The organism is Allobosea sp. 01N443 (assembly GCF_056399325.1).
In genome coordinates this window covers 1-24,951 of the sequence record NZ_JBFTRC010000073.1, presented here as the reverse complement: position 1 = coordinate 24,951, position 24,951 = coordinate 1, and the positions used below count along the sequence as shown (strand labels likewise).

The window sequence follows — 24,951 nt, the reverse complement described above, 5'->3', positions numbered from 1 at the left end:
GCACAGGAGACGGCACACCATCTCGTGCTCGCCAATCTGAGCGGCCATGACCGCCATGGTGTCGGCATGATCCCGCTCTATTTCACCTCGCTGGCGGACGGGAACCTGAAACCGGACGCAGCGCCCGTCACGAAACTCGACAGCGCTCCCTTCCTGATCATCGACGGCCAGGTCGCGCTCGGGCAGCCCACCGCGCGCGAGGCGGTCGAACGCGCAGCCAAGATGGCGCAAGACGGTGGCGTCGCCATCGTCAGTCTGCTGGACGCGCACCATATCGGCCGCATCGGCCACTATGCTGAGATCGCCGCGGAAGCCGGGCTGATCTCGTTCTTCTGGGTGAATGTCGCCGGCCGCCCGCCGATCGTCGCGCCCTATGCCGCCAAGGAAGCCCGTTTCGGCACCAATCCGCACGCCATCGGCATTCCCGTGCCTGATGGTGAGCCGATCATCCTGGATTTCGCCACCAGCCGCATGGCGCATGGCAAGGCTCGCGTCGCGCTGAACAAGGGCGTTGAGGTGCCTCCGGGCTACATCATCGATGGCGAGGGCAGGCCAACGACCGATCCCGCCCATGTCTTCCAGCACGCCATTCCGGACCTGCCGCTCGGCGCGTTGCTGCCCTTCGGCGATCACAAGGGCGCCGGCCTGTCGCTGATTGCCGAACTGCTCTCAGCCGGACTGATGGGCGCTGCCCGTATCGACGAAAAGCCACAGAGGAGCTGGATCATCAATTCGCTGTTCGGCGTGCTGATCGACCCGTCGCGGCTGGAGCCGGACGCCGCGCTCCGCAAGAGCCGGACCGAGAGCTATCTCGCGTTTGTTCGCGCCGCGAAGCCGCAGGACCCAGCCAGTCCCGTGCTGGCGCCGGGCGACAAGGAGCGCGCGGTCCGCGCCGAGCGCGGTCGCGCCGGCATTCCTCTTGACGATGAGACCTGGTCGCAGATCAAGGGGGCAGCGGCGCGCTACGGGATTGATGCAGAGCAGTACTGAGCGCTCAGGCTCGCAATGGGAGCACGGGGCGCCAATGACGCTTGATGACTACAACGCGTTCTGCGCCTCATTGCCAGCGACGAGCCATGTCGTGCAATGGGGCGGCGCCCATGTCTGGAAGGTCGGCGGCAAGGTTTTTGCCATTGCCGGCTGGAGCGGCGGCAAGCCGCTGGCCGTCACCTTCAAATGCTCGGATATGGCCTACACCATCCTCCAGGAGCAGCCCGGCCTGCGGCCTGCCCCCTATCTCGCCTCACGGGGAATGACCTGGATCCAGCGGCAATCCGATGAGAGCATGGCCGACGATGCGCTTCGGGATTATCTCCGCGAAAGCCATCGTCTGATTGCGCTCAAACTGACAAAGACGCTGCGCCAGCAATTGGGGTTGAACGGCTAAAGTATCGGCCCGAAAAGTGGATTGCGGTTTTCGGGAAAGCCGATGCAAAGACAAAGGGTTAGATCATCGGACTGGATACGATATCCGGTCCGATGATCTAAGGCGTCGGCCCCAAACGTGGATCGCGATTTTCGGAAAAGCCGACGCGAACACAGGAGATGAGGCCATCGGACCGGATACGAGATCCGGTCCGATGATCTAAAGCTGCGCCTCGCCGCGCAGCACCGGTACGCATCCGCCGCCGACGGTCGCGCGGATGCCGTCCTCACTGCGCCGCGCCGTCAATTGCAGCAGACTCGGGCGCCCCATCTCGACGCCCTGGGTGAGTTCGAAGCGTGCACTCTCGCCATCACCAAGCGATAGCAGCAACGCTGCCAGCGTGGCACTCGCCGAACCCGTTGCCGGGTCCTCCCATGTACCGGCCAATGGCGCAAACATGCGGGCGCGGATGCTCTCCCCATCACGCACATAGAGGAAGAGCGATAACCGCTTCTCCAGCTCCGGGTGCGCTGCTTCAAGCGCCCGGAACGATGCGAGATCGGGAACGGCCCGTGACAGAGCCTCCGCCTTCACTTCGGTCAGCACGAAGCGCACGCCGACCGAGGCTTGGAGCGGCTGGTGCGACGCGACCACCACATCCGAGGGATTCAGACCGGCACAGGCGGCAATCCCGGCAACGGGGAGCGTGATGCCTGTCGAGAGCGGCTGCGGCGCAGCGATCGTGGCGCCCGTCACCGTGCCATTGGGATCTCGCTCAACCTTCACCTCGACGAGGCCCGCGATTTCCTCGAAAAGAAGCACGCCATCGCGGTCGTGGCCATGCCGCGCCAGCACACAGGCCGTACCCACGTTGGGATGGCCCGCAAAGGGCATTTCGCCGGTGCGGTGGAAGATGCGGACACGTGCGGTATGAGCCGAATCGTCTGGCGGCAGCACGAAGGTCGTCTCGCTGAGATTCATCTCCGCGGCCAAGGACTGCATCTGCGCGTCCGACATGCCCCGAGCATCGGTGAAAACGGCCAGCGGATTTCCGCCAAAGCGACGGTCCGTGAAGACATCGACGGTTTCGAAGGGGTAGGACGGCATGGCGGCTCCGATCGACGCTGGAATCCGATGGCTCAGAGGGATTCCTCTTGCCATGAATTAGGGATTTGGCAAAGTGCCAGAATGAACCCGGCTGACCTGTTCCGCGCGCTCGCCAATGAGCGCCGCCTCCAGATCCTGGATTGGCTGAAGGATCCGCGCGCGCATTTTCCGCCACAGGTCGACGGAGATCTGGTCGAGGATGGGGTTTGCGGGGTCTTCATCGCCGAGAAGCTCGGTATCAGCCAGCCGACGCTGAGCGAACACATGAAGGTTCTCGTGCGGGCCGGGCTGGTGACGCCGAGGCGGATCAGGCAATGGACCTTCTACCGGCGCAATGAGGAGCGCATCTGCGCTGCCAAGGCAGCGATGCTCGCAGAGCTTTAGCTCGGCGGAGATCAGTGCTCCTTCGTGGCGGTGTCGTAGCTCAGGCTCCAGCCATTGCCCTGCAGCCAGAGCCGCGCAGAGGATTTTTCGTCGCCGCGCCTGAGGCTGCGCACGAATTCCGCATCTCCGCCGCCAAAGGCCGCCCACAGGGCCGCCTGCTCGGCCGGCGTCCCGGCAAGGGCGCCTTCAGCGCAGACGAAGGATGCCATTCCGAGCCAGGAGACGCTGAAGCCCTCGCCCTGAGGTTCAACCAGGTAGCCCGCACCGCGAAAGGAATGTCGCCCTCTCCTGCCCCTTGCATCGACCGGCCCGGGCACGCCAAGCGGAAAGATCAGCCGGCCACCGGGCGCGAGGCGATCGAGCCATGCCTCGGCAGGGCGGGCGGCGGCGAAATTGACATAGATGCAATCGACCGGCTCGCGCGGCCATTCGGCGCCGTCGCCCTTGACGACCGTGACCGAGGGCTGGTCCGACAGATTGGCGGCGGCACGCTCGGCCAAGACCGGATCGTACTCGACCGCCAGCACCTGTCCCGCGGGGCCGACAAGCTGCGCCAGGATTGCCGTATAATATCCGGTGCCAGCACCGATATGGACGACGCGCTCGCCCGCACGCGGCCTCAGCGCATTCAGCCAATGGGCATGCAGGCTTGGGCTGCCGTTGTTGACGCCGCGCTCCGGCGCCAAGGCGATCAGGACATCCTGATAGACGACGGTCGGATCACTGGATGTCAGGATCGCATAGCTGCCGCCGCGCGACATATGCCATGGCGGCGGGCCGATGAAGCACTCGCGCGCGACTGCCGCAAAGGCGCTCTCGAGCGCAGGATTATCGGCGACGCCGACGCTGGCGAGCATCTGCCGGGCATATGCGCGCCGCACGATCGCGAGCTCCCGCTCGTTCGTCCTGCGCTGTCCCGGCACGGAAGCCCGCCTGCCCTTGTCACCACATGTCGAGCGCTACTCTGGCCTCGTCCGACATCCGGGACTGGTCCCAGGGCGGATCGAAGGTCATGCTCACCGTCACCGCAGCGACGCCGGGCACGGCGCTCACCGCGTTCTCGACCCAGCCGGGCATCTCGCCGGCAACCGGGCACCCTGGCGCGGTCAGAGTCATGTCGATCGCGACCTGGCGGTCATCGGCGATATCGACCCGGTAGATCAGGCCGAGCTCATAGATGTCAGCCGGAATCTCCGGATCGTAGACCGTCTTCAGCGCTGCAACGATATCGTCGGTGAGACGATCGATCTCCTCCGGCGGCAGGCCCGAGCTCGCGCCCATGCTGGGGGCGTTCGGCTTCAGCTCTTCGGTGGCGCTCTCACTCATCACAACAATCCCGTTCAGGCGAAAAGGCTCTCGGCCTTCCGCAACGCCTCGACCAGATGGTCGACTTCTTCCAGCGTATTGTAGAGGCCGAAAGAAGCCCTGCAGGTCGACGTCACTCCATATCGGGCCAGAAGCGGCATCGCGCAATGGGTACCGGCCCTGACTGCGACACCTGCGCGGTCGATCACGGTCGCAACGTCATGCGCATGCGCGCCCTTCAACTCGAAGGAGACGATCGCACCCTTGTTCGCAGCCCTGCCGAATATCCGGATCGAGTTCATCTCGCCGAGCCGCTGCATGGCATAGCTGGTGAGCTTGGCCTCGTGGGCGGCGATATTCTCGCGCCCCAGCGCCATCATGTAGTCGAGCGCGGCACCGAGCCCCACGGCCTCGACGATCGCCGGCGTCCCCGCCTCGAAGCGATGCGGAGGGTCGTTATAGGTGATCGCGTCCTCGCTGACGGTGACGATCATCTCGCCGCCGCCCTCATAGGGGGGCAGCTTTTCCAGCCATTCGCGCTTGCCCCAGAGGACGCCGGAGCCAGTCGGTCCATAGGTCTTGTGGCCGGTGAAGCAGTAGAAATCGCAGCCGAGGGTCTGCACGTCGACCGGCAGATGCACCGCGCTCTGGCTGCCATCCACGACCAGCGGAATCCGATAGGCCTGACAGATGGCAGCAACCTCGGCGATCGGAACGATCGTGCCGATCGCATTCGACATATGGGTCAGTGCCACGATCTTGGTGCGCGGCGAGATCAGCTTCTCGAATTCCTCGATGAGGAAATTGCCGTCCTCGTCGATCGGCGCCCATTTGATCACCGCCCCATGCCGCTCGCGCCAATAGTGCCAGGGCACGATGTTGGAATGGTGCTCCAGGATCGAGAGAATGATCTCGTCGCCCTCCTGGATGCCGAGATGGCGCCCGAGAGACGAGGCAACGAGATTCAGCGCGCCGGTCGAGGACCGGGTGAAGATGATCTCTTCGAGATGGGCGGCATTGAGGAAGCGGCGCGCGCTTTCGCGCGCCGCCTCATAGGCCTCAGTCGAAGCGTTGGCGAGGTAGTGCAGCCCGCGATGGACATTGGCATAGTCCTCGCGCATCAGCCGGCTCATCGCATCGATGACGACATTCGGCTTTTGCGCCGAGGCCGCATTGTCGAGATAGACCAGCGGCTTGCCGTAGACCTCCCGGCTCAGGATCGGGAAATCCCGGCGGATCGCCGCAACGTCATAAGGCTTCACCGGCGCATTCATGGTCAGGCCTTTCCAGGATTGCTTGGCCTGTCGGCGACGAGCACGCCGGCATGGCCCCAGTCCTCGCGCTCGATCTCCTGGATCACGATATGGGTGTTGTCCGGGTTCTTGCCGAGCACGCGGACAAGGGTCTGCGTGAACTCCTTGACGATCTCGGCCTTCTGTTCACGGGTCGCACCCTTGGTGATCTGGAGATTGACGTATGGCATCAGGCTGCCTTCTCGGCTGTGTGCTCGCGGTTGGCGAGCCAACCTTCGACTTCGCCCATGATCAGGTCGCGCAACGCCTCGTCGGCAACGAACTCGACCGCCTCGCCGGCAAAGGCCTGCAGAACCAGCGCCTCGGCCTGAGGCCGCGGCAGGCCGCGCGCCATCAGATAGAAGAGCTGCTCGCCATCGATCTGCGCCACGGTGGCGCCATGGCCGCAGACCACGTCGTCGGCGAAGATCTCGAGCTCGGGCTTGTTGAACATGGTCGCGCCGTCGTTCAGGAGCAGCGCATTGCTCTTCATGCTGCCATCGGTCTTCTGCGCATGCTGACGCACGATGACCTTGCCCTGGAAGACGCCGGTGCCTTCGCCGCCAATGATCGACTTGAACAGCTCGCGGCTGGTGCCGTGAGGGACTTCATGGTCGACCACGAGCGTGACGTCGGAATGCTCCTGGCCACCGAGCAGGTTGACGCCGCGTAGCCCGACCTCAGTGTGCTCTCCGGCATAACGCACGAAATGCTGCTGACGCACCGTGCCCGCATTGAAGATCAACGCGAAGGAGTCGAACCTGGCATGGGCGCCAACAGTCGCGAGCAGGCTCAGTACCTGCACAGTCTCGGCCGGCTGGCGCGTCACGAGCCGGATGTGCTGGATCTCGCTTTCGTCGCCGGCTTCGAAGACGATCGCCGTGTTGATCTGCGCAGCTTTCGCCCCGACGCTCTCGCTGATCTCGACGATCGAGCCCTTGACGCCCTTGCCGGCAAGCACGACCGAGCGGCTGAAGATCGCCTGCTCGTCTTCGCCGGAGGCGAGCGAGATGATCGCGATCGGCGMGGCGAGTTCGGTGCCTTCCGCGATCTCGACCAGGACACCGTCACGCATCAACGCCGTGTTGAGCATCAGGCCGGTATCGCCTTCCGCGACGCCGGGACCGGAGAGGATCCGCGTCAGATCCTCGCGTGGCGAAACCAGCGCGTCGGCCAGGGCATGAACCGTGACGCCCTCGGGCAAGGCAGCGAGGCCCGAAAGCTCGGCATTGAAGGCGCCGTCGATCAGGACGAGCCTGAGACCGTCCAGCTCCAGCGTGGAAAGACGGTCGCGCACGGCCTGGGTTGCAGCATTGCCGCCGGCGAGAGGCTTCGCCTCGCGCAGCATCATGCGCAGATCCGTATAGCGCCAGGCTTCGAGGCGGCGATGCGGCAGGCCCTTGGCCTCGAAGCCGGCGAAGGCATCTTCGCGCAGCTTGCGAACCGGCCCGGCTCCCGGCAGCTCAGCCTTCACATTGGCGAACTGCTGGGCGAGGACCTGCTCGGCCGCGGTCTTCAGCGGGGTGACGATGGCCATCAGGCGGCCTCCCCATAGGCTGCGTAACCGCTCTTCTCGAGCTCCAGGGCCAGTTCCTTGCCGCCGGTGCGGACGATGCGGCCCCTGGCCATGACATGCACGGTGTCGGGCACGATGTGCTCGAGCAGGCGCTGGTAGTGGGTGATCACCAGGAAGCCGCGGCTCTTGTCGCGCAAGGCATTGACGCCTTCGGCAACGATGCGCAGCGCGTCGATGTCTAGGCCGGAATCGGTCTCGTCAAGGATGCACATGGAGGGCGCGAGCAGCGCCATCTGCAGGATCTCCATGCGCTTCTTCTCACCGCCGGAGAAGCCGACATTGAGCGGGCGGCGCAGCATTTCACGATTGATGCCAAGGCCATCAGCTGCAGCGTTGACGCGCTTGATGAAGTCTGGCGTCAGCAGTTCGCCCTCGCCGCGAGCCCTGCGCTGCGCGTTCATCRCCGCCTTCAGGAAGGTCATGGTGGCGACGCCGGGGATCTCCAGCGGATACTGGAAGGCCAGGAAGATGCCGGCGGCGGCGCGGGCATCGGCCTCCATCTCCAGCACGTTCTCGCCATTCAGCAGGATCTCGCCGTCGAGGACCTCATAGTCCTCCTTGCCGGCGATGACATAGGACAGGGTCGACTTGCCGGAGCCGTTCGGCCCCATGATGGCAGCGACCTCGCCGTCATTCACGGTGAGGTTCAGGCCGTTCAGGATCTGGGTGTCCTCGTCGGCGATCTTGACGGTCAGGTTGCGGATTTCGAGCATTGGTCAGAGTTCCGGTTTCTGCCGCGTCGCGCTCGGTCTTGTGCCAAGCATCCGCGGCTGGTGTCTGTTCAAGAAGGGCGTGGCTGGTCTGGACATGCCAGACCATGATGTCGCGCTAGCCGACGGAGCCTTCGAGCGAGATGGTGATGAGCTTCTGCGCCTCGACGGCGAACTCCATCGGGAGTTGCTGCAGCACCTCCTTGACGAAGCCGTTGACGATCAGCGCCACCGCCTCCTCCTCGGAGAGGCCGCGCTGCTGGCAATAGAAGAGCTGATCCTCACCGATCTTCGAGGTCGTCGCCTCATGCTCGAAGATCGCGGTGGCGGTCTTCGCCTCGATATAGGGGATCGTGTGCGCGCCGCACTGGTCGCCGATCAGCAGCGAATCGCAGTTGGTGAAGTTGCGCGCGCCCGTCGCCTTGCGATGCGCCGAGACCATGCCGCGATAGGTCGAGTCCGACTTTCCCGCCGCGATGCCCTTGGCGATGATCTTCGAGGTGGTGTTGCGGCCGAGATGAATCATCTTGGTGCCGCTATCGACCTGCTGCATGCCGTTCGACACGGCGATCGAGTAGAACTCGCCGCGCGAGCCGTCGCCGCGCAGGATGCAGGACGGGTATTTCCAGGTGATGGCGGAGCCGGTCTCGACCTGCGTCCACGAGATCTTCGAGTTCTTGCCACGGCAATCGCCGCGCTTGGTGACGAAGTTGTAGATGCCGCCCTTGCCCTCGGCATCGCCGGGGAACCAGTTCTGCACGGTCGAGTACTTGATCTCGGCATCATCGAGCGCGATCAGCTCGACCACCGCCGCGTGGAGCTGGTTCTCGTCGCGCTTCGGCGCCGTGCAGCCTTCGAGATAGCTCACATAGGAGCCCTCTTCGGCGATGATCAGCGTGCGCTCGAACTGGCCGGTGTTCTGCTCGTTGATGCGGAAATAGGTCGACAGCTCCATCGGGCAGCGCACGCCCTTGGGGATGTAGACGAAGGAGCCATCGGTGAAGACCGCACTGTTCAGCGTGGCGAAGTAGTTGTCGGTCACCGGAACGACGGTGGCGAGGTACTTCTTGACGAGCTCGGGATGCTCCTGGATCGCCTCGGAGATCGAGCAGAAGATCACGCCGGCCTCGGCCAACTCCTTCTTGAAGGTGGTGACAACCGAAACGGAGTCGAAGACCGCATCGACCGCAACGCGGTTCTCCGGCGCGACGCCAGCGAGAATCTCCTGCTCACGGAGCGGAATACCGAGCTTCTTATAGGTCTCAAGGATCGCCGGATCGACCTCGTCGAGCGATTTCGGCTGCGCGCCCATCTTCGGCGCGGCGTAGTAATAGATGTTCTGATAATCGATCGGCGGGTAGTTGACGCGCGACCAAGTCGGCTCCGTCATCGTCTTCCAGCGCCGGAAGGCATCCAGCCGCCATTCCAGCATCCATGCCGGCTCGTTCTTGCGCGCCGAGATGTAGCGGACCGTGTCTTCGGTCAGCCCCTTGGCGGGCTTATCGACTTCGATCTCGGTGACGAAGCCGTATTTGTACTCGGTCACGTCAATCGACTTGACCTGATCAATGGTCTCCTGGACCGCTGCCATATTCAGTCTCCAGTCGCGGGTTCAAGGCCCGCCGGTTCTTTCAAGATAGTCGCCGGAACAGTCAGGCCGCCGCCTGCCTCTCCCGACCGGTTTTCGCGGCAAGCGCCTTCGCGTATGCCGCAAGGAAATGAGCGATATCGGCCTCGGAAGTGGTCCATCCCAGGCTCGCCCGCAAGGCCCCTGCACTCATGACAGGGTCGACGCCCATGGCATCCAGGACATGCGAGCGCTTGACCTTGCCCGAGGAGCAGGCCGAGCCGGACGAGAGCGCTATGCCAGCGAGATCCAGCATGATCAACGCCGTTTCCGCCTTGATCCCCGGCGTCGCGAAGGCGCTGGTATTCGGCAGACGCGGAGCAGCGCCACCGAACAGGACCGTTTCCGGTGCGAGCGCAAGGATTCCAGCTTCCAGCGTGCTGCGGAGGCTCGAAAGCCTGGTTGCCTCTGTCGCTATTGCCCTGCCGGCGATCTCGGCAGCAATGCCGAAGCCTACGATGCCGGGAACGTTTTCGGTGCCGGCACGCCAGCCACGCTCCTGCCCACCACCGCGAACCGGCTTGTCGGCGAGTTCGTAGGCACCACTGCGGAGGACGATGGCGCCAACTCCCTTCGGACCACCGATCTTGTGCGCAGACAGCGCCAGAACATCTGCGCCCAATGCGTTGATATCGATAGAAATTTTGCCGGCGGCCTGAACCGCGTCGCAGTGCAGCAGCGCGCCGTAGCGCCTGGCAATGACCGTTGCTTCGGCAATCGGTTGAATGACGCCGGTTTCGTTATTCGCAAGATGCAGCGAAACCAGCGCCCGCGCGCCGGGTTGCTCGCTGGCCAATTTCTGCAGCCGCGCCTCGAGCCAGGCCAGATCGGCAACCCCCGTGGCATCGACCGGGATGGCTTCCGCCGCACCACCTGCGAAGCGATGACCGTCGCGGACGCAGGCATGCTCGGTCGCGCCATAGAGCAGAAGCGAGCCCGGCACGCGGATGCAATCGCGTCCGCCACTGCATTCCATCAACCCCGGCGAAAGCACCGTGGCATTAGCCTCCGTACCGCCGCTGGTGAAAACGACGTTAGCCGGGCTGGCACCGCAAAGGCGTGCGACCTGTTCCCGTGCCTTCTCGACAGCAGCCCGCGCCAGCCTGCCCTCACCGTGGACGGAGGATGGATTGCCGGGCATGCGCAACGCGGCCAGCATCGCCTCCGCCACGTCCGGGCGAACCGGCGTGGTGGCGTTGTGGTCGAGATAGCTGCGGGCTGACCCGGTCACGTTTGCGAAGCTCCGATCCAGCGGCGGCCTGGCCGGCACGAAATGCTTGAAATTGCACCCCTGCGCCGTGCTATAGCCGCCCATCCAACCGGCCGTGTTCCGGGACCGCAGGTTCGCCAAAACGGCAAACCGCTCGTTTGTTCCGGTCTTGTTCACGGCTGTTAGAACTATTCTAAGCGCTTGATGTAGGGCGCGAGCGGCAGGTCCGTCAAGGGCAGCGGGACATTTTGGACGGCAGTTTGCCGCCGATTTGCCGGTTGCGCGCGGCTCTGCCCCAACAAAAGGCGAGTGTGATATGCCCGAGGTGATTTTCAACGGACCGGCCGGACGGATCGAAGGTCGCTACCAGCCCGCAAAGAAGAAGGGCGCCCCGCTCGCCATCATCCTGCACCCGCACCCTCAGTTCGGCGGCACGATGAACAACCAGATCGTCTACAATCTGTTCTACACGTTCGTGAACCGGGGCTTTTCGGCGCTGCGCTTCAACTTCCGCGGCGTCGGCCGCAGCCAGGGCCATTTCGACCATGGCGCCGGTGAACTGTCGGACGCCGCCGCTGCGCTGGACTGGATGCAGGCGCTGAACCCCGAGGCCAAGAGCTGCTGGATCACCGGCGTCTCCTTCGGCGCCTGGATCGGCATGCAGCTCCTGATGYGCCGCCCGGAGATCGAGGGCTTCATGTCGATCGCCGCGATGGCGAACCGCTATGATTTCTCCTTCCTGGCGCCCTGCCCTTCCTCCGGATTGTTCGTGCACGGTTCGGAAGACCGCGTGGCGCCGGTCAAGGAGGTCATGGCCGTGATCGAGAAGGTGAAGACCCAGAAGGGCATCCAGATCGAGCACGCCGTCGTCGAGGGCGCCAACCACTTCTTCGATGGTCGCGTCGACCAGCTGATGGAGGCGGTCAGCCTCTATCTCGACCGGAAGGTCGGCCCCGAGATCAGCAAGGCCGAACAGGAACAGGTCTGAATTCAGCCCTCATCCCTGGGAGCCCGCGAAGCGGCATCCCGAAGGGCGCTCCAGCGCATACTGGAGACATCCTTCGGGACGCAATCCGCGGTTGCTCCTCGGGGATGAGGTCGCATTATGCAAACGAGCTTTCGCCATGACGACTTTCAAATCCGATCTTCTGCGCGTTCTCTCCGAGCGCGGCTATGTTCATCAGATCTCCGATCCGGAAGGGCTTGATGCGGCTGCGCTGAAGGGGCCGATCAGCGCCTATATCGGCTTCGACGCGACCGCGACGTCTCTTCATGCGGGCTCGCTCATCCAGATCATGATGCTGCACTGGATGCAGGAGACCGGTCACAAGCCAATCGCACTGATGGGCGGCGGCACCACGATGGTGGGTGACCCGTCCTTCAAGGACGAGGCGCGCAAGCTGCTCACGGTCGAAGACATCGAGCGCAATCTGGCGGGTATCCGTAAGGTTTTTGCCCGCTATCTCGACTTCGATGGCGCAGCAAGCATGATGAACAATGCCGACTGGCTGCTGGGGCTCAATTATCTCGAGTTCCTACGCGATGTCGGCCGTCACTTCTCGGTCAACCGCATGCTGTCCTTCGACAGCGTGAAGACGCGGCTCGACCGCGAGCAGTCGCTGTCCTTCCTCGAATTCAACTACATGATCCTACAGGCCTACGACTTCGTGGAGCTGAACAAGCGCACGGGCTGCGTGCTGCAGATGGGCGGCTCCGACCAGTGGGGCAATATCATCAATGGCATCGACCTCGGCCACCGCATGGCGAATGTGCAGCTCTATGCGCTGACGTCGCCGCTGCTGACGACGGCCTCGGGCGGCAAGATGGGCAAGACCGCCAATGGCGCCGTCTGGCTCAATGCCGATCTGATGAGCCCCTATGAGTTCTGGCAGTTCTGGCGCAATACCGAGGACGCCGATGTCGAGCGCTTCCTGAAGCTCTACACCAAGCTCCCGATGGACGAGATCGCCCGTCTGGCAGCCCTCGGCGGTTCCGAGATCAACGACGCCAAGAAGGTACTCGCGACGGAGGCCACCGCATTGCTGCATGGCCGCGAGGCTGCGGAAGCGGCCTTCGAGACGGCGCGCCGGACCTTTGAGGAGGGCACGCTCGCAGAGGACCTCCCGAGCGTCGGAGTCTCGCGGACCGCTCTCGACGCAGGTCTCGGCGTCCTGACCGCCTTCGTCACCGCCGGCCTGGTGCCTTCGACCGGCGAAGCCCGCCGGCAGGTCAAGTCCGGTGGCCTTCGCGTCAATGACGAGGTCGTCACCGATGAGCGCGCGGCGCTCGGGGCAGGCCATCTCTCGCCGGAGGGCGTGATCAAGCTCTCCTTCGGCCGCAAGAAGCACGTCCTGCTGCGGCCGGAATAGACGCCCCCAAGTCGCGACACCAAGTCGCGGCGCCGAGCCAGGCTCAGCGCTGGGCTTGGCTCGGCGCAGGGACCGGTAGCCTGGCGGGGCGCTCCAGAGGGGCGCCCCCGAGCGGATCGACGAAACGACGCAGGATGCCGGGCGCAATCGCGGAGAGCGGATTGATCGACATGGTCGGCGCGCTGGCAGATCCCGATATCCGGAAATTCAGGGCGAACAAGCCGCCATACTGACCTCCGCCGAGGATCATTCCGACGACCGGCACCTGCGCGAAGGCGTTGTTGAAGGCATAGCTCGGCACGAAGGTGCCGCCGATATCGACCTTGTCGCGGCCGTAATCGACATTCCCCTGAAGCGTGAACCCGATCTGCTGACCCCAGATCACCATGTCCGAGACATCCAGGCGGCTGGCAGAACGGGTGAATTCTGCCCTCAGCTTGGTGAAGGCGACCTCGCTGGCGTCGATGCGTCCTCCCGCTCCGCCAACGCGATCGCCGGACAGGGCCGTCACTGCCTGCTCTCCGAGGACCCGCCGCAACGCCGGTTCGTCGCGCACGACGAAGTTGCGGAAGAGCAGCTCTCCGCTTTGGCGCGTGTCGCCCGGGCCCAGCGTCAGCACCAGATCGCCGCCGTGAGCCCGACGGTAGAAGTCAAAGAAGCGCAGCACCGAGCCGCCATTCTCCGACTGCAGGACAAGTGTGCCGGCGCCCTCACCTTGACGGGCCTGCCTTGCGGAAACGCTTGCCCGGCCGATACGACCGTCGAAACTCAGGGAGCGTAGGTCACCATTTCGCTTCGAGAACTTCAGCACTCCGTTGCCGATCGCCTCGTTGTTGAATCCGGTCAGGATCGGCACGTCGAGATCGACGTCGACATCGTTGCCGCGCGCGGCGTTCTTGTCGCCTCGCGCCGTCGGAGCCGCGCCGACCTGCAGGTCACGAATGAAGGGCCGTACATCGGCAACCTGCCCGCGGATCACCAGCTTCGTTACCGTTCCGTCACGCTTGGCCTCGACCTTGAGATTGTCGCCGGGGGATATCCGAAACTGCGAGAGGCTGGCCCCCTCGAACCCACTCTGCTTGTTGAGCTCGATCTTGCCACGGATCAGGACCGGCGACGCATCGAGCGTGAAATCATCGAGATCGGGACCATCGGCATCGACCAAGTAATTGAAGGTCGCCCGCCCCGCCCGCCCGGCGGGCTTGGCGAATCCGGGGATCACTCCGTCGATCGCCGTCTTGGTCAGATCGAGTTCGACACGCGGAGCGATTTCCGCACCCTTGCCAAGCTGTTTCGATACCTTGACCTGCACGGGGCCGTTGACGCCGAGCTCCGGCCCGAAGCCGCGCTTCTGGCGGGCAGCGTTGTCGAGCGTGAAGGCGAGCGTCGCCTCGCCCTGTCCCTTCGTGTTCTGGCGGATCTCCATCTGCGCGCGTTCGCCGCCGACGCGGCCTTCGCCCCGGATCGAAAGGCCAGTTCGATCGAACCCGACCGTGAAATTGGCCGCTTCGAGCTTCTCGGTGGCGAGCAATGTATCCGAGGCAATGTTGGAGAGCGTGCCGGAGCTCTGGACCACGACATCGGAAGGCTGGATATCGTCGGCCATCGGCAAGGTGATGACGGTCTTCAGGTCACTGCTGCCCCGAATCGAGGCCGGATCACCTGCTCCGGGATTGAACTCCTTGAGCGCCGGAAAGGTGAAGAGTGCCGCAACCGCGTCAGCCGGCCCGACGGAGCGGAAGCCGATCTTGGCCTGGGGACGCGGCGCCCAGGTATCGAGAATGCCAAAGCTGCCTTCGCTCAACGCGAGCTTTCGGCCATCACGCAGATCGGCTGTCGCCTTCGGGATGGTGAGCTGGACCGTCCGGCCGGTCGCGGTGCCGCTGACCGTGCCGTCGATCAGCGGCGGCAAACCGGGGCCCGGCAGATAGCGCACATTCGTCGCGTCCACCGTTACGAGCAGCGCCTTGTCGGGCATGCCTGCACCTTGCAGCATTCGGGCGTGATCTTCTGCCGGCAGGTCGACCTTGACATCCACCGCAGTGAGACGGCCTGCGGCCACCTCCCGGCTCAGCGAAGCGTGCAGATGGGGCGCAGTCCACTCCGGCCAGATTGCAAGGGCGGCCCGCGCGTCAGAATCCGTCGCCCGGATCCAGAACTGCTGATAGGGCGATTCGCCCCGCTTCTGCACAAGCCCGGTCATGTCGACCGCGATCAGCGGGCCGCGCAGTGAGAAACTCTCGATACGGACTTCCCCGGCCGAGCTGTCGAGGACGATGCCGCTCTGAATGCTGTCGATGGCGACCGCCGGATCCGAACCGACCCCGGCTATCTGTCCCTTGGCATCCAGCCCCACGCGCCAGACACCATTCTCTCCCCGCAAGCTGCCGGAACCACGCAGAACCGTCGGACCAGCCTTGAACTCCGCCGAGGTCACACGGAGATCAGCCAGCCCCGTTCCGCTCTCCAACTCGACATGGGCAGTATCGACCGAGATCGGTGCGACCGGGCTGTCGCGAAACGTGATCGTGCCAGGAAGGATGTCGAAGCGCGCCGACATCTTGCTTTCGCCGCCCGGGCGCTGAGCCAGGGAAATCTTGCCCTTCATCGGCAGCCCGTTGATCGCGACACTGGACGTGCCCACGGCGAGAGCAACAGCCTCGGCGGGCTCGAAGCGAACGACATCGATCTCCGCCCGCCGCGTTCCATCCGGATCGGCCGACAGGTCGATAGCGAGTTCCTTCCAGCGCGAGCCGGTCCGGCCCTTCATCGTGAGGCGGCTGACTCCGTTGCCGACACGCGACAATCTGATGTCGACATCCTCGAGACTGGTCCTCTGTCGACCATCGGGATCGACCAGTGCCAGCCTCGCTCCGCGCATGCCTGCCGTTTCGAGCGCGCCGAGAAGACCGTCTCCGGCTGCGACCGTCGCGACGGCCTCCATGATGTTGGTAAAGACGTTCCAATGGCTGGCATCTGGAATGGCGGGCGGCTGCACCACCGGTTCCGGGGGGGCCGCATCCGCATTCACGATCAATGCGCCGTCATGATTGACACCGAGACGCATGTTGACGCCACGCAGGTCGACCGACACCAGCCGGATTTCGCCGCGCAGCAGCGCCAGCGGCACATAGCCGAGCACGGCCTCCGGCGCACGGAAGGCCGCACCGCTACGGTGACGGAACGAAACCTGCCTAACCCGGAGCTGGGCACGCCCGTCGATCCGGCTGAGCTCTGCGCTGCCAGCCTCAACCTGCCAGTCAGGACCGAGCCGTTCTGCAATCGCGGCCGAGATGCGGCCCTCCAGGCCCGAGAGCGGAATCATCCCGGTGACCAGCAGAGCGCCAGCCGCGCCCGCCAGCGTCACCACAGCGACAGCCACCGCCACCACGATCGTGACAAGCCCAGCCTTCGCGCGCCGCGCGACCGCAGCAACCTCGTCGCAGGTCGTGCTTTCGGGTGCCACAACCCGCGGCGGCTCCTGACTGACCTTGTCGTTACCTTCGTTCACCAAGGACTTTCGCGTTCTGAAAGGGGCCGAAATGCGACTTCGGTCCGGCTTCACCAGATTCTATGAGTCTTCGCCGGCTCTGAATGGCCGTATGCGGGTTACACGGATGTTGCGGCCAGACTAACCGATTCGGCTTCTGCTCCATCCAGGCTGGCTGGCGCATGAACGGGCGGCACACCCTGCCCATCGATTCCGTGCGCTCCTTGCAGCGCGATCGCGACGAAAGGAAGGCAATTCATGGGCTTGCAGGTGGGCGATCTCGCACCCGAATTCACATTGCCAAGGGATGGCGCAGGCACGATCTCGCTCGCGGACCTTAGGGGACGCAAGATCGTACTCTATGCCTATCCAAAGGACGATACCGAGAGCTGCACAAAGCAAGCCATTGCCTTCAATGGCTTGCATGCGGAGTTTGCCGCAGCTGGGGCCGATATCGTCGGGATCTCTCCCGATCCGATCAAGCGTCACGATCGCTTCAAGCAGAAATATGCCCTCACCTTCCCGCTTGTCGCAGATGAAGCCCGCGCGGTGCTCGAGAACTACGGCATCTGGGTCGAGAAGAGCATGTATGGCCGCAAGTATATGGGGGTGGAGCGAACCACCTTTCTGATCGACCAGGACGGCCGCATCGTGCGGATCTGGCCCAAGGTAAAGGTCGCCGGCCATGCCGAAGAGGTGCTGGCGGCCGTTCGGGAGATGTGACACTCGCCGCAGAATGCTGAGCCGGCGCTGGCGATTTGCAAAGGATTAACCCTAACAAGGTCTACTCGCATCATCGGCAGCGTTACATCCGGTTTTGCGTATGACTCATCCCGCCTCGCCTGGCCCGGCCCTTCCCGTCACGGGACTGGCCTCACACAAGAGCTACACGATCCGCCGTTCGACGGCCTTCGCGGGCCTCTCGCTTCTGGCCCTTACGACCGCCTGGGGCGGTGTGACCGGCTGGTACATCCTCAGCAAGGACGATATCGCGGCGCGGCTGATCGCCCGCGAAACCACCCGGCAATATGCCTATGAAGACAGGATCGCGGCGTTGCGCGCCGATATCGACCGGCTCGCCAGCCGCGCCCTGCTCGATCAGGATGGCGTCGAGGCTCGTGTCGACGAACTGGCCACGCGTCRGGCCGAGCTGGAGAGCAAGCAGGCCCTGGTCGCTGCCGTCACCGAAACTCTGCAGGCCGGCGRCATTGCATCGCCTGCAAAGGTTCCACTGCGTTCACGCCTGATCAAGGCGGAGGAACCGATCCGCGCCTCCAGCGTCTCAAGCTTCGCGCCGATCACCTCAAGCAAGCCGATGCCCGCTCCCGACGCTCCCGGGCTCCGCAGCTCGGAAGAGCACAAGAGCGTCCCCTGGCAATCGGGCGAGGCGGAGGAAGCTCCGCAAGCACCCGCGCAACGCGTCGCAGAATCGCTCACCAGGCTTGACCAGTCGCTGTCGGAGACCGCGACGGCGCAACTCGCCGCGCTACGCCATATGGAACAGTCGCTCGCCGAATCTCAGAAAACACTGCGCGGGGCGCTGGCGGAGACCGGGCTCGACACCGACAAGCTTGCCGCCACGACGACGATCGCCAAGGGTGTCGGCGGCCCCTTCGTCCCCTTCAAGGTCGATGCGTCCGCCGGTCCCTTCGAGGCCACATTGAGCGCCCTGCAACCGCGCATATCGGCGGTCTACCGGCTGCGCGGTCTTGTCGAGCAATTGCCCCTTCGCAAGCCGATGCAGGGCGAAGTCGACATGACCTCGAACTATGGCTATCGCGTCGACCCGTTCACCCGCAGCCCGGCGATGCATACCGGCATCGACTTCCGCGCCGAAACCGGCACGCCGATCCGCGCCACCGCGCCCGGCAAGGTTGTCTCAGCTGAATATACCGGCGGCTACGGAAACATGGTCGAGATCGAGCATGCGGGCGGCATCACCACGCGCTATGCTCACATGTCTGCCATCAGCGTTTCGGCCGGACAAATGGTGACGAGCGGGACCGTGGTCGGCAAGGTCGGCACGACCGGGCGCTCGACCGGCCCACATCTGCATTACGAAACCCGGATCGAGGGCGAGCCCATCGACCCAACGCGCTTTGTCCGCGCCGGGAGCAAGCTCGCCAACCAGCTCTAAAGCATCGGCCCGAAAAGTGGATTGCGGTTTTCGGGTGAGCCGATGCAATCAAGGAGGGCTAGCCCATCGGACTGGATATAAAATCCGGTCTGATATGCTAGAAAGTCATCGTCGCCGCGTTGATGACGCCGGCCGCAAGCGAGGCGGCACCCAGGAACAGTGCGGCGGCCAGCTCACCGGCAGCGATCCGCGCTGACAGGTTGGGCAGCACGAGCCTGACCAGGAAATAGACCAGCAATTGCACCACGAGGGCGACAATGCCCCAGACCACGAGGTCGATGATCGTCGTTGCATGGACCACGGCGCTCGACAGCGGCAGAGCAAAACCCGTGAGACTCAGCCCCAGCGAGAGTGCCGCAGCAACGTTGTTGCGGCGGATCAGGCCGAATTCATTATGCGAGGTCGCCAGGGTGTAGATCAGCAGATAAACGGCGACGAGCCCAAGCGACGCTGAAAAGAAAAGTGCAAAATCCGGCAGTCGCGCCAAAGCTTGGCCGAGCATCGTCATCCCCTAAGTGATTCTGTGCGCGATCCTGCGCTTCAGTTCGCCTCGAACGCAACCATGCAACCCATGGCGGTGCTGGCCGGCACGACGATGCAACCACCGATCTGTCGCCACTCGACCTCAGCCGCGTCCAGAACCCCACGCACCCCATCGAGATCCTTCACCGCGACCGCGAATCCGGCGAAATGCGGATCCTTTCTCCCCTCCTCGACGCCGAAGAGCTGGTAGGCGGCATGCGGCGTCAGAATATCGACGCGGCCGCGCGGAAGGGCAGCGCTGATGCCGAGCGAATTGGATTTCAGACTGCGCTCGCCAGTGAAGGCCGAAAGGAAAACGTGGTGGTCGGTCGGGTTCTCCGCGACCATGACGGCAGAGGCCAATGCCTGTACGCCGTTCTGATGCTGCTGGAAGGCCGGATTCCAGAAATTCTGCGGCTCGTGCTGCTGGCAGACGAAGAAACCGCAAGCGGGCGCCGATGCGTTGCGGGCAAAGGCCAGCGAAAAGGCGACGCGGACCTCGTTGCCATCAGGACTRCGCGCCTGACGCTCAAAGAAAAACGGCTCGTAGTCGCCGAGGCCGGCTGCTTCGAAAATCTGCGCATCCGCCTTCGCATCGCGACTTTCGAGAACCAGCATCGACAGGCCTTCTGCCCGGGCGAGCTGATCGCGGACGAAGGCTCCGAAGGAAAAGCGCCGATGGGCATGGGGTGGAATGGCCCCGGAGTCGCCGATCGTGATCAGCTCCAGGAAGGCCCCCGGAAACTGGACGATGCGGTTCTCCGTGCCCCAGGGATGTCGATTGCGGGCTCCAACCCTGAAGCCCATCTTCGCATAGAGTTGGCCGGCAGCATCGAGGTCACGCACGCCGATGACGAGATGATCGAGGCCACGTGGCCGATTGGGCTGGGACATGTCGCGAATCGCCGTTGCTCAGGCCGCGCGTTGCGGTCTCAGGCGCCGGCTGTAGCAAGCTTTGCCGAAGCGGTCACGGCTCGATGTAATGCGGCACGAAGCGCGACGTATTCTTGGTGATCGGCGTCACATCCTCCCGGATGCACAGCCCGCAAGGCTGCGAGGCGACGAGCCATGAACCCAGCACGGCATGATACCCGGCGAAGGAGGCGAGCGCTGCAGCATCCTGAAGGATGAAACCCTCCGCCCCATAGGGACCGTCATCGCTGTCCAGCACCGTTCCGCGTTCGACCAGCGTGATGTTGGCGCCCTCGCGCGAATAGAGAGGCTTGCGGACATAGCGGGGATTGAGCTCCGCGCAACGCGGATCGCCCTCGAAGAAGGCGGGCAGCAGATTCGGGTGGCCGGGCTCCATCTGCCAGAGGCAGGCAAGCAGGCCCTTGTTGGAGAGAAGGGCCTTCCAGGGCGGCTCGATGAACTGGCAGCGCGAGCCGGCCAGAGCATCCGCGTAGCTCTCTCGGAAGAGCCACTCCCAGGGATAGAGCTTGAACAGTGTCTCGATCGGCAGATTGGCTCCGTCGCAGAACCGTCCGTCGGGAAGCAGTCCGATCTCCTCGATGAAGGTGAAACGCGCGTCGAGGCCGGCCTGCACAGCACAATCCTTGAGATAGTCGACGGTGCCCTTGTCTTCATTGCTGTTCTGGACGCAAGTCAGATGCAGTCGATAGGGCGATGGCTCGCGCAGGGCAGCAAAGGCCGCGATCAGTCGTTCGTGCAGCGAGTTGAACTGATCGCTATCCGGCGGGAGGGCACCCCGTGCCATGGCTTGCTCAAGCCAGTCCCATTGAACGACGCTCGATTCGAACAGTGCGGTGGGCGTATCCGCATTATATTCCAGCAGCTTGGCCGGCCCGCTGCCGTCATAGGCAAGATCGAGCCGGCCATAGAGGTTGCGATCGCCGCGCTGCCAGCTGTCGCGGATCAGTGGCCAATGCGGCGGCGGAATTGCGAGCCGGGTCAGGATCTCCTCGTCGGCGATCGCGCGTTCGACGAAAGCGAAACAAAGCTGTTCGATCTCGCCTGTCGGCGCTTCGATATCGCGCTCGATCTCCTCGAGCGTAAAGGCGTAGGCAGCGCTCTCGTCCCAATAGGTCTCGCCGTCGAGCGTGTGGAAAGCGAAGCCCAGACGCTCGACCTGAGCCTGCCAATTCCGACGAGGTGAGAGTTCAACCCGCCGCATCTCAGGACGACGAAGAGGAACTGTAGGAGCGGGAGGTCGAGCCGAAACCGCCGCGAGAGGCAGCGCTTGGCATGCTGGCGACCCCGGTCGACGAGACATTGCGCGCGACCAGCGCCTGTCCCGCGGTTGTCGAATAGGCGCGTGAACTCCCGACTCGGCCGCCTCCCCCTCCGGAGGACGATGACGACGAGGACCGGGCCTGCTGACATTCCTCGGCCACACTGCCAGGCGGGCAGGCCTGACGCGTCGGCGGCAGGAGCGGCCGGGCTGCACCACCACCGCTCTGCGCGAAGCTGCGCGCCAGCATGATTCCGGCAAGCGCCGGAACAACGACCTGCGCGCCGTTCCAAACCGCGCTCTGACAGGAGCCGGAGCCATACTCGGCTTCGCATGCGCTGGGGCTGGTGAACTTCTTCGCGTCGCGGAGTTGATTTGCGGAGGCTTCGTTGAAGCGCTGCTCACATTGGCTGCCGGACATCTGCCCGGCGGCGCGACAATCGGCGAGCGAGTTATAAACGAGGGTATCCTCCACATCGTCTTCCGAGCGCGGCCACGCTATCGCGACCAGCACCACCCCCACTGCGGCCAATCCGATCTGCGAGGAGCGTTTCATGACCGCCTCCCCTCAAACCGTCATGCTGGCGGCCGCCAGCGTGCCGCTGATCACCGCGATCACCGCCAGCATTGCGGCGGACGGGAGGCGATCCTCCTGGATCTTCTTCGAGAGGTCAGGGATCAGGACGCGGGCGAGCCCATAGGCCGCGAACTGGATCAGCATCGCGGCAAGCGCCCAGAGCACGCAGTCCGCAATGCTGCTCGCCTGAGCGATCGCCCTTTCGAGCGGGATCGAGAAGCCGGCGAGATTGCCGCCTAGTGCTATCGCAGCGGAGAGATTGCCTGCCCGGATCAGTGCGATTTCGTCATGCGCGGTCAATCGCATATAGATGAGAGCGAAACCCGTGATCAGCGCCGATCCGATCACGAAATACAGCAAAAAAGCCGGCAAACCGGCCATCGAGACAGCCATATCGCTCCCCCCGAGTCGCAACGCGACTATAAGCCGCCAGCGCGGCTGCACCAGCGGCTTGTCGGAGGTATCCAGGCACTTGATCAGGCGGGCAGCTCGCGCCGCCCGGTTCGGATCAGACCAGGCGGCTCTGCACCACCGCCGCCTCGACGAAGCTGGCGAAAAGCGGGTGAGGCTCGAATGGCCGCGACTTCAGCTCGGGATGATACTGCACGCCGATGAACCAGGGATGGTCGGGATATTCGACCGTCTCGGGCAGAAGCCCGTCTGGCGAAACACCGCAGAACTTCAGGCCATTTGCCTCAAGCCGCTCGCGATAGCCCATGTTGACCTCGTAGCGGTGGCGATGGCGCTCGGAAATCTCGGTCGAACCGTAAATCTCGGCGATCTTCGAGCCAGGGGCCAGCTTTGAGGCGTAGGCGCCGAGCCGCATCGTGCCGCCCAGATCGCCACCGGCCGCACGCATCTCGAGATCGTTGCCGCGCATCCATTCGGTCATCAGGCCGACGACAGGCTCCTCGGTGGGGCCGAACTCGGTCGAATTGGCCTTCTCGATCTGAGCGAGCGAACGAGCTGCCTCGATCACCGCCATCTGCATGCCGAAGCAGATGCCGAAATAGGGAACCTTGCGCTGCCTGGCGAAGGTCGCCGCCTTGATCTTGCCCTCGGCACCGCGATGTCCGAAGCCGCCGGGAACCAGGATGCCGTGGACATGCTCCAGGAAGGGAGCCGGGTCTTCCTTCTCGAAGACCTCCGATTCGATCCAGTCGAGATTGACCTTGACCCGGTTGGCGRTGCCGCCGTGCATCAGGGCCTCGATGAGGGACTTATAGGCGTCCTTCATGCCGGTGTATTTGCCGACGATGGCGATCGTGACTTCGCCCTCGGGATTCTTCACGCGCTCGGAAATGCGCCGCCAGTTGCTCAGGTCGGGCGCTTCGCCGGCGTCCAGGCCGAACGCCGCCAGAACCTCGGTGTCGAGCCCTTCGGCATGATAGGACAGCGGCACGTCATAGATCGAAGCAACGTCCCGGGCCTCGATCACCGCGGTTTCGCGGACATTGCAGAACAAAGCGAGCTTGCGGCGTTCCTCACGCGGGATTTCGCGGTCGGTGCGGCAGAGCAGGATATCGGCCTGGATGCCGATCGAACGCAGCTCCGCAACCGAATGCTGGGTCGGCTTCGTCTTCAGTTCTCCGGCCGTCGGGATATAGGGCAGCAGCGTGAGATGCGTGAAGATGCACTGGCCGCGCGGCAGCTGCTGGCTGATCTGGCGAATGGATTCGAGGAAGGGCAGGCTCTCGATGTCGCCGACCGTGCCGCCGATCTCGACCAGCGTGAAGTCATAGTCTTCATTGCCGGTGAGGACGAATTCCTTGATGGCATTGGTGACGTGCGGAACGACCTGGATCGTCGCACCGAGATAGTCACCCCGGCGCTCCTTGGTCAGGATGTCCATATAGATGCGGCCGGTGGTGATGTTGTCGCCCTTGTTGCAGGGCCTGCCGGTGAAGCGCTCGTAATGCCCGAGATCGAGATCGGTCTCGGCCCCGTCATCCGTGACGAAGACCTCGCCATGCTGATACGGGCTCATCGTGCCCGGATCGACATTGAGATAGGGATCAAGCTTGCGCAGACGGACCGTATAGCCACGTGCCTGCAGGAGAGCTGCGAGAGCTGCCGCCGCGAGGCCTTTGCCAAGCGAGGATACCACGCCGCCGGTGATGAAAACGTACCGCGTCATGGGAGATCACCTTTAACGCCAGGGTTTCGATTCGCTAAGCGCGCCGTTGCAGACCCGCCCTGCTGTTTATGCTTGTCCACAACGGAGAAGGGCCGGACCTCCGCCAGCTCTTCCCCAAAAGAGAAGGGCCGGTTTCCCGGCCCCTGCCCTGTCCTCGTCACTGCTGCGGCGCTGCCGGCGGTGTCGGCGGTTGTGAGYCGCCCTGATTCTGCATCTGGCGCAACTGGTCGAGCACGCCGCCTCCGGCGTTGGGAGCACTTGGACCGGTCGGTGCCGCGGGAGCAGTCGTTCCCGGCGCGCCGTCGATGATCGAGCGCTGCGTCCGCCCATGGGTCGCCATGATCGCCAGAGCGATCGAGGTCAGGAAGAAGAGCCCGGCAAGGATAGCCGTCGCGCGGGTCAGGGCATTGGCCTGGCCGCGGCCGGTCATGAAGCCGCCGACACCACCGCCACCGCCCGAACCCATGCCCAGGCCGCCGCCCTCGGAACGCTGCAGCAGGACCACGCCGACGAGCGCGATCACGATGATCAGATGGATGACGATGAGAACGTTCTGCATGATCCCACGAAATAGGTATGACGCGGGCCGCCACAAGGTGCCCCGCGCCGCATGTCCGCCAATTGCGGGCTCGGCGGCGCACATAGCATGCAGTTGCCGGGTGCACCACCCGGCAATTGCGTCATTCGTGCAATGCCGCCGTCAACGCGACGGCATGGATCAGCGGCAGGCGCGTGCGATGCCGAGGAAGTCCTCGGCCTTGAGACTGGCGCCGCCGACGAGCGCACCGTCGACATGGGGGACATTCATCAGTTCGGCCGCGTTGGACGGTTTGACCGATCCGCCATAGAGCAAGCGCACACCAGCGGCCGCCGCCTTGCCAAGGAGCTTCCCGAGTTCGCTCCGGAGCGCCTCGTGCATCTCGGCGACGTCGGCGGCGGTGGGGGTCAGCC

At 64.1% G+C, this 24,951-nt stretch carries 25 protein-coding genes; 7 read left to right on the top strand and 18 right to left on the bottom strand.

Annotated features, from left to right (window positions below):
- Both AC1DRP_RS18650 and AC1DRP_RS18645 read left to right on the top strand, forming a co-directional pair.
- On the top strand, positions 1–990 hold a 990-nt coding region (locus AC1DRP_RS18650), incomplete at its 5' end, for a malate/lactate/ureidoglycolate dehydrogenase (RefSeq protein WP_476769240.1).
- Between the two features lie 34 nt (positions 991–1,024).
- Positions 1,025–1,387: an MmcQ/YjbR family DNA-binding protein gene (locus AC1DRP_RS18645; protein WP_441491783.1), complete on the top strand. Its 363-nt coding sequence runs from the start codon at positions 1,025–1,027 to the stop codon at positions 1,385–1,387.
- A gap of 198 nt (positions 1,388–1,585) precedes the next feature.
- On the opposite strand, the gene AC1DRP_RS18640 is transcribed toward AC1DRP_RS18645, so the two are convergent.
- Positions 1,586–2,473: a PhzF family phenazine biosynthesis protein gene (locus AC1DRP_RS18640; protein WP_476769239.1), complete on the bottom strand. Its 888-nt coding sequence runs from the start codon at positions 2,471–2,473 to the stop codon at positions 1,586–1,588.
- Between the two features lie 81 nt (positions 2,474–2,554).
- Between AC1DRP_RS18640 and AC1DRP_RS18635 the strand changes: the two genes are divergently transcribed.
- Positions 2,555–2,857: an ArsR/SmtB family transcription factor gene (locus tag AC1DRP_RS18635; RefSeq protein ID WP_476769238.1), complete on the top strand. Its 303-nt coding sequence runs from the start codon at positions 2,555–2,557 to the stop codon at positions 2,855–2,857.
- A gap of 11 nt (positions 2,858–2,868) precedes the next feature.
- Here AC1DRP_RS18635 and AC1DRP_RS18630 read toward each other — a convergent pair whose 3' ends face one another.
- The 8 genes from AC1DRP_RS18630 to AC1DRP_RS18595 all read right to left on the bottom strand — a co-directional run bounded on the left by AC1DRP_RS18630 (position 2,869) and on the right by AC1DRP_RS18595 (position 10,598).
- Complete coding sequence (locus AC1DRP_RS18630; protein ID WP_476769237.1) at positions 2,869–3,738, bottom strand: protein-L-isoaspartate O-methyltransferase family protein; 870 nt, start codon at positions 3,736–3,738, stop codon at positions 2,869–2,871.
- A gap of 61 nt (positions 3,739–3,799) precedes the next feature.
- Positions 3,800–4,183 carry an SUF system Fe-S cluster assembly protein gene (locus AC1DRP_RS18625; protein WP_441491787.1) on the bottom strand — a complete coding sequence of 128 codons (384 nt, stop codon included), beginning with the start codon at positions 4,181–4,183 and terminating at the stop codon, positions 3,800–3,802.
- Between the two features lie 14 nt (positions 4,184–4,197).
- Complete coding sequence (locus AC1DRP_RS18620; RefSeq protein WP_441491788.1) at positions 4,198–5,436, bottom strand: cysteine desulfurase; 1,239 nt, start codon at positions 5,434–5,436, stop codon at positions 4,198–4,200.
- A 2-nt stretch (positions 5,437–5,438) separates the two neighbouring features.
- Positions 5,439–5,645: a tautomerase family protein gene (locus tag AC1DRP_RS18615; RefSeq protein WP_069880753.1), complete on the bottom strand. Its 207-nt coding sequence runs from the start codon at positions 5,643–5,645 to the stop codon at positions 5,439–5,441.
- Positions 5,645–6,991 (bottom strand): SufB/SufD family protein, encoded by a 1,347-nt coding sequence (locus AC1DRP_RS18610; protein WP_476769236.1) that lies wholly within the window; start codon positions 6,989–6,991, stop codon positions 5,645–5,647. The genes AC1DRP_RS18615 and AC1DRP_RS18610 overlap by 1 nt, the downstream gene beginning before the upstream one ends.
- Positions 6,991–7,743 carry a Fe-S cluster assembly ATPase SufC gene (gene sufC / locus AC1DRP_RS18605; protein ID WP_476769235.1) on the bottom strand — a complete coding sequence of 251 codons (753 nt, stop codon included), beginning with the start codon at positions 7,741–7,743 and terminating at the stop codon, positions 6,991–6,993. The genes AC1DRP_RS18610 and sufC overlap by 1 nt, the downstream gene beginning before the upstream one ends.
- Positions 7,744–7,858: 115 nt before the next feature.
- On the bottom strand, positions 7,859–9,331 hold the full coding sequence (gene sufB, locus AC1DRP_RS18600; protein ID WP_441491791.1) for a Fe-S cluster assembly protein SufB: 1,473 nt from the start codon (positions 9,329–9,331) through the stop codon (positions 7,859–7,861).
- A 61-nt stretch (positions 9,332–9,392) separates the two neighbouring features.
- Positions 9,393–10,598: a cysteine desulfurase family protein gene (locus tag AC1DRP_RS18595; RefSeq protein WP_476769234.1), complete on the bottom strand. Its 1,206-nt coding sequence runs from the start codon at positions 10,596–10,598 to the stop codon at positions 9,393–9,395.
- A 295-nt stretch (positions 10,599–10,893) separates the two neighbouring features.
- On the opposite strand from AC1DRP_RS18595, the gene AC1DRP_RS18590 reads away from it, so the two are divergent.
- Positions 10,894–11,565, top strand: coding sequence for an alpha/beta hydrolase (locus AC1DRP_RS18590; RefSeq protein ID WP_476769233.1), 672 nt, complete (start codon positions 10,894–10,896; stop codon positions 11,563–11,565).
- 136 nt (positions 11,566–11,701) lie between these two features.
- Positions 11,702–12,946: a tyrosine--tRNA ligase gene (gene tyrS / locus AC1DRP_RS18585; RefSeq protein ID WP_441505562.1), complete on the top strand. Its 1,245-nt coding sequence runs from the start codon at positions 11,702–11,704 to the stop codon at positions 12,944–12,946.
- A 43-nt stretch (positions 12,947–12,989) separates the two neighbouring features.
- Here tyrS and AC1DRP_RS18580 read toward each other — a convergent pair whose 3' ends face one another.
- Positions 12,990–16,457: a hypothetical protein gene (locus AC1DRP_RS18580; RefSeq protein ID WP_476769232.1), complete on the bottom strand. Its 3,468-nt coding sequence runs from the start codon at positions 16,455–16,457 to the stop codon at positions 12,990–12,992.
- Positions 16,458–16,694: 237 nt separating this feature from the next.
- On the opposite strand from AC1DRP_RS18580, the gene AC1DRP_RS18575 reads away from it, so the two are divergent.
- Positions 16,695–17,159: a peroxiredoxin gene (locus AC1DRP_RS18575; RefSeq protein WP_476769231.1), complete on the top strand. Its 465-nt coding sequence runs from the start codon at positions 16,695–16,697 to the stop codon at positions 17,157–17,159.
- Positions 17,160–17,259: 100 nt separating this feature from the next.
- Positions 17,260–18,573, top strand: a complete 1,314-nt coding sequence (locus AC1DRP_RS18570) for a M23 family metallopeptidase (protein WP_476769230.1) — start codon at positions 17,260–17,262, stop codon at positions 18,571–18,573.
- Positions 18,574–18,670: 97 nt separating this feature from the next.
- On the opposite strand, the gene AC1DRP_RS18565 is transcribed toward AC1DRP_RS18570, so the two are convergent.
- The 8 genes from AC1DRP_RS18565 to AC1DRP_RS18530 all read right to left on the bottom strand — a co-directional run.
- Positions 18,671–19,075, bottom strand: a complete 405-nt coding sequence (locus AC1DRP_RS18565) for a DUF350 domain-containing protein (protein WP_441491797.1) — start codon at positions 19,073–19,075, stop codon at positions 18,671–18,673.
- Positions 19,076–19,113: 38 nt separating this feature from the next.
- Positions 19,114–19,989 (bottom strand): VOC family protein, encoded by an 876-nt coding sequence (locus tag AC1DRP_RS18560; RefSeq protein WP_476769229.1) that lies wholly within the window; start codon positions 19,987–19,989, stop codon positions 19,114–19,116.
- Positions 19,990–20,062: 73 nt separating this feature from the next.
- Positions 20,063–21,229 (bottom strand): glutathionylspermidine synthase family protein, encoded by a 1,167-nt coding sequence (locus AC1DRP_RS18555; RefSeq protein ID WP_476769228.1) that lies wholly within the window; start codon positions 21,227–21,229, stop codon positions 20,063–20,065.
- A 1-nt stretch (position 21,230) separates the two neighbouring features.
- Complete coding sequence (locus tag AC1DRP_RS18550) at positions 21,231–21,842, bottom strand: DUF1190 domain-containing protein (RefSeq protein WP_441505557.1); 612 nt, start codon at positions 21,840–21,842, stop codon at positions 21,231–21,233.
- A gap of 12 nt (positions 21,843–21,854) precedes the next feature.
- Positions 21,855–22,256: a DUF350 domain-containing protein gene (locus tag AC1DRP_RS18545; protein WP_476769227.1), complete on the bottom strand. Its 402-nt coding sequence runs from the start codon at positions 22,254–22,256 to the stop codon at positions 21,855–21,857.
- Positions 22,257–22,371: 115 nt separating this feature from the next.
- Positions 22,372–24,000 carry a CTP synthase gene (locus AC1DRP_RS18540; RefSeq protein WP_476769226.1) on the bottom strand — a complete coding sequence of 543 codons (1,629 nt, stop codon included), beginning with the start codon at positions 23,998–24,000 and terminating at the stop codon, positions 22,372–22,374.
- Positions 24,001–24,157: 157 nt separating this feature from the next.
- The gene (gene secG / locus AC1DRP_RS18535; protein WP_476769225.1) at positions 24,158–24,559 is read right to left on the bottom strand and encodes a preprotein translocase subunit SecG; all 402 of its coding nucleotides are present in this window, start codon (positions 24,557–24,559) and stop codon (positions 24,158–24,160) included.
- Between the two features lie 159 nt (positions 24,560–24,718).
- The coding region (locus tag AC1DRP_RS18530) for a triose-phosphate isomerase (protein ID WP_476769224.1) at positions 24,719–24,951 on the bottom strand (233 nt) is incomplete at its 5' end.

What these genes read in the sequence shown, in the direction of transcription:
- sufB (WP_441491791.1), bottom strand. Translation starts at nt 9,331, where the DNA reads ATGGCAGCGGTCCAGGAGACCATTGATCAGGTCAAGTCGATTGACGTG.
- AC1DRP_RS18640 (WP_476769239.1), bottom strand. Translation starts at nt 2,473, where the DNA reads ATGCCGTCCTACCCCTTCGAAACCGTCGATGTCTTCACGGACCGTCGC.
- AC1DRP_RS18620 (WP_441491788.1), bottom strand. Translation starts at nt 5,436, where the DNA reads ATGAATGCGCCGGTGAAGCCTTATGACGTTGCGGCGATCCGCCGGGAT.
- AC1DRP_RS18635 (WP_476769238.1), top strand. Translation starts at nt 2,555, where the DNA reads ATGAACCCGGCTGACCTGTTCCGCGCGCTCGCCAATGAGCGCCGCCTC.
- AC1DRP_RS18575 (WP_476769231.1), top strand. Translation starts at nt 16,695, where the DNA reads ATGGGCTTGCAGGTGGGCGATCTCGCACCCGAATTCACATTGCCAAGG.
- AC1DRP_RS18565 (WP_441491797.1), bottom strand. Translation starts at nt 19,075, where the DNA reads ATGCTCGGCCAAGCTTTGGCGCGACTGCCGGATTTTGCACTTTTCTTT.
- AC1DRP_RS18545 (WP_476769227.1), bottom strand. Translation starts at nt 22,256, where the DNA reads ATGGCTGTCTCGATGGCCGGTTTGCCGGCTTTTTTGCTGTATTTCGTG.
- AC1DRP_RS18550 (WP_441505557.1), bottom strand. Translation starts at nt 21,842, where the DNA reads ATGAAACGCTCCTCGCAGATCGGATTGGCCGCAGTGGGGGTGGTGCTG.
- AC1DRP_RS18625 (WP_441491787.1), bottom strand. Translation starts at nt 4,183, where the DNA reads ATGAGTGAGAGCGCCACCGAAGAGCTGAAGCCGAACGCCCCCAGCATG.
- AC1DRP_RS18555 (WP_476769228.1), bottom strand. Translation starts at nt 21,229, where the DNA reads ATGCGGCGGGTTGAACTCTCACCTCGTCGGAATTGGCAGGCTCAGGTC.
- AC1DRP_RS18615 (WP_069880753.1), bottom strand. Translation starts at nt 5,645, where the DNA reads ATGCCATACGTCAATCTCCAGATCACCAAGGGTGCGACCCGTGAACAG.
- tyrS (WP_441505562.1), top strand. Translation starts at nt 11,702, where the DNA reads ATGACGACTTTCAAATCCGATCTTCTGCGCGTTCTCTCCGAGCGCGGC.
- AC1DRP_RS18645 (WP_441491783.1), top strand. Translation starts at nt 1,025, where the DNA reads ATGACGCTTGATGACTACAACGCGTTCTGCGCCTCATTGCCAGCGACG.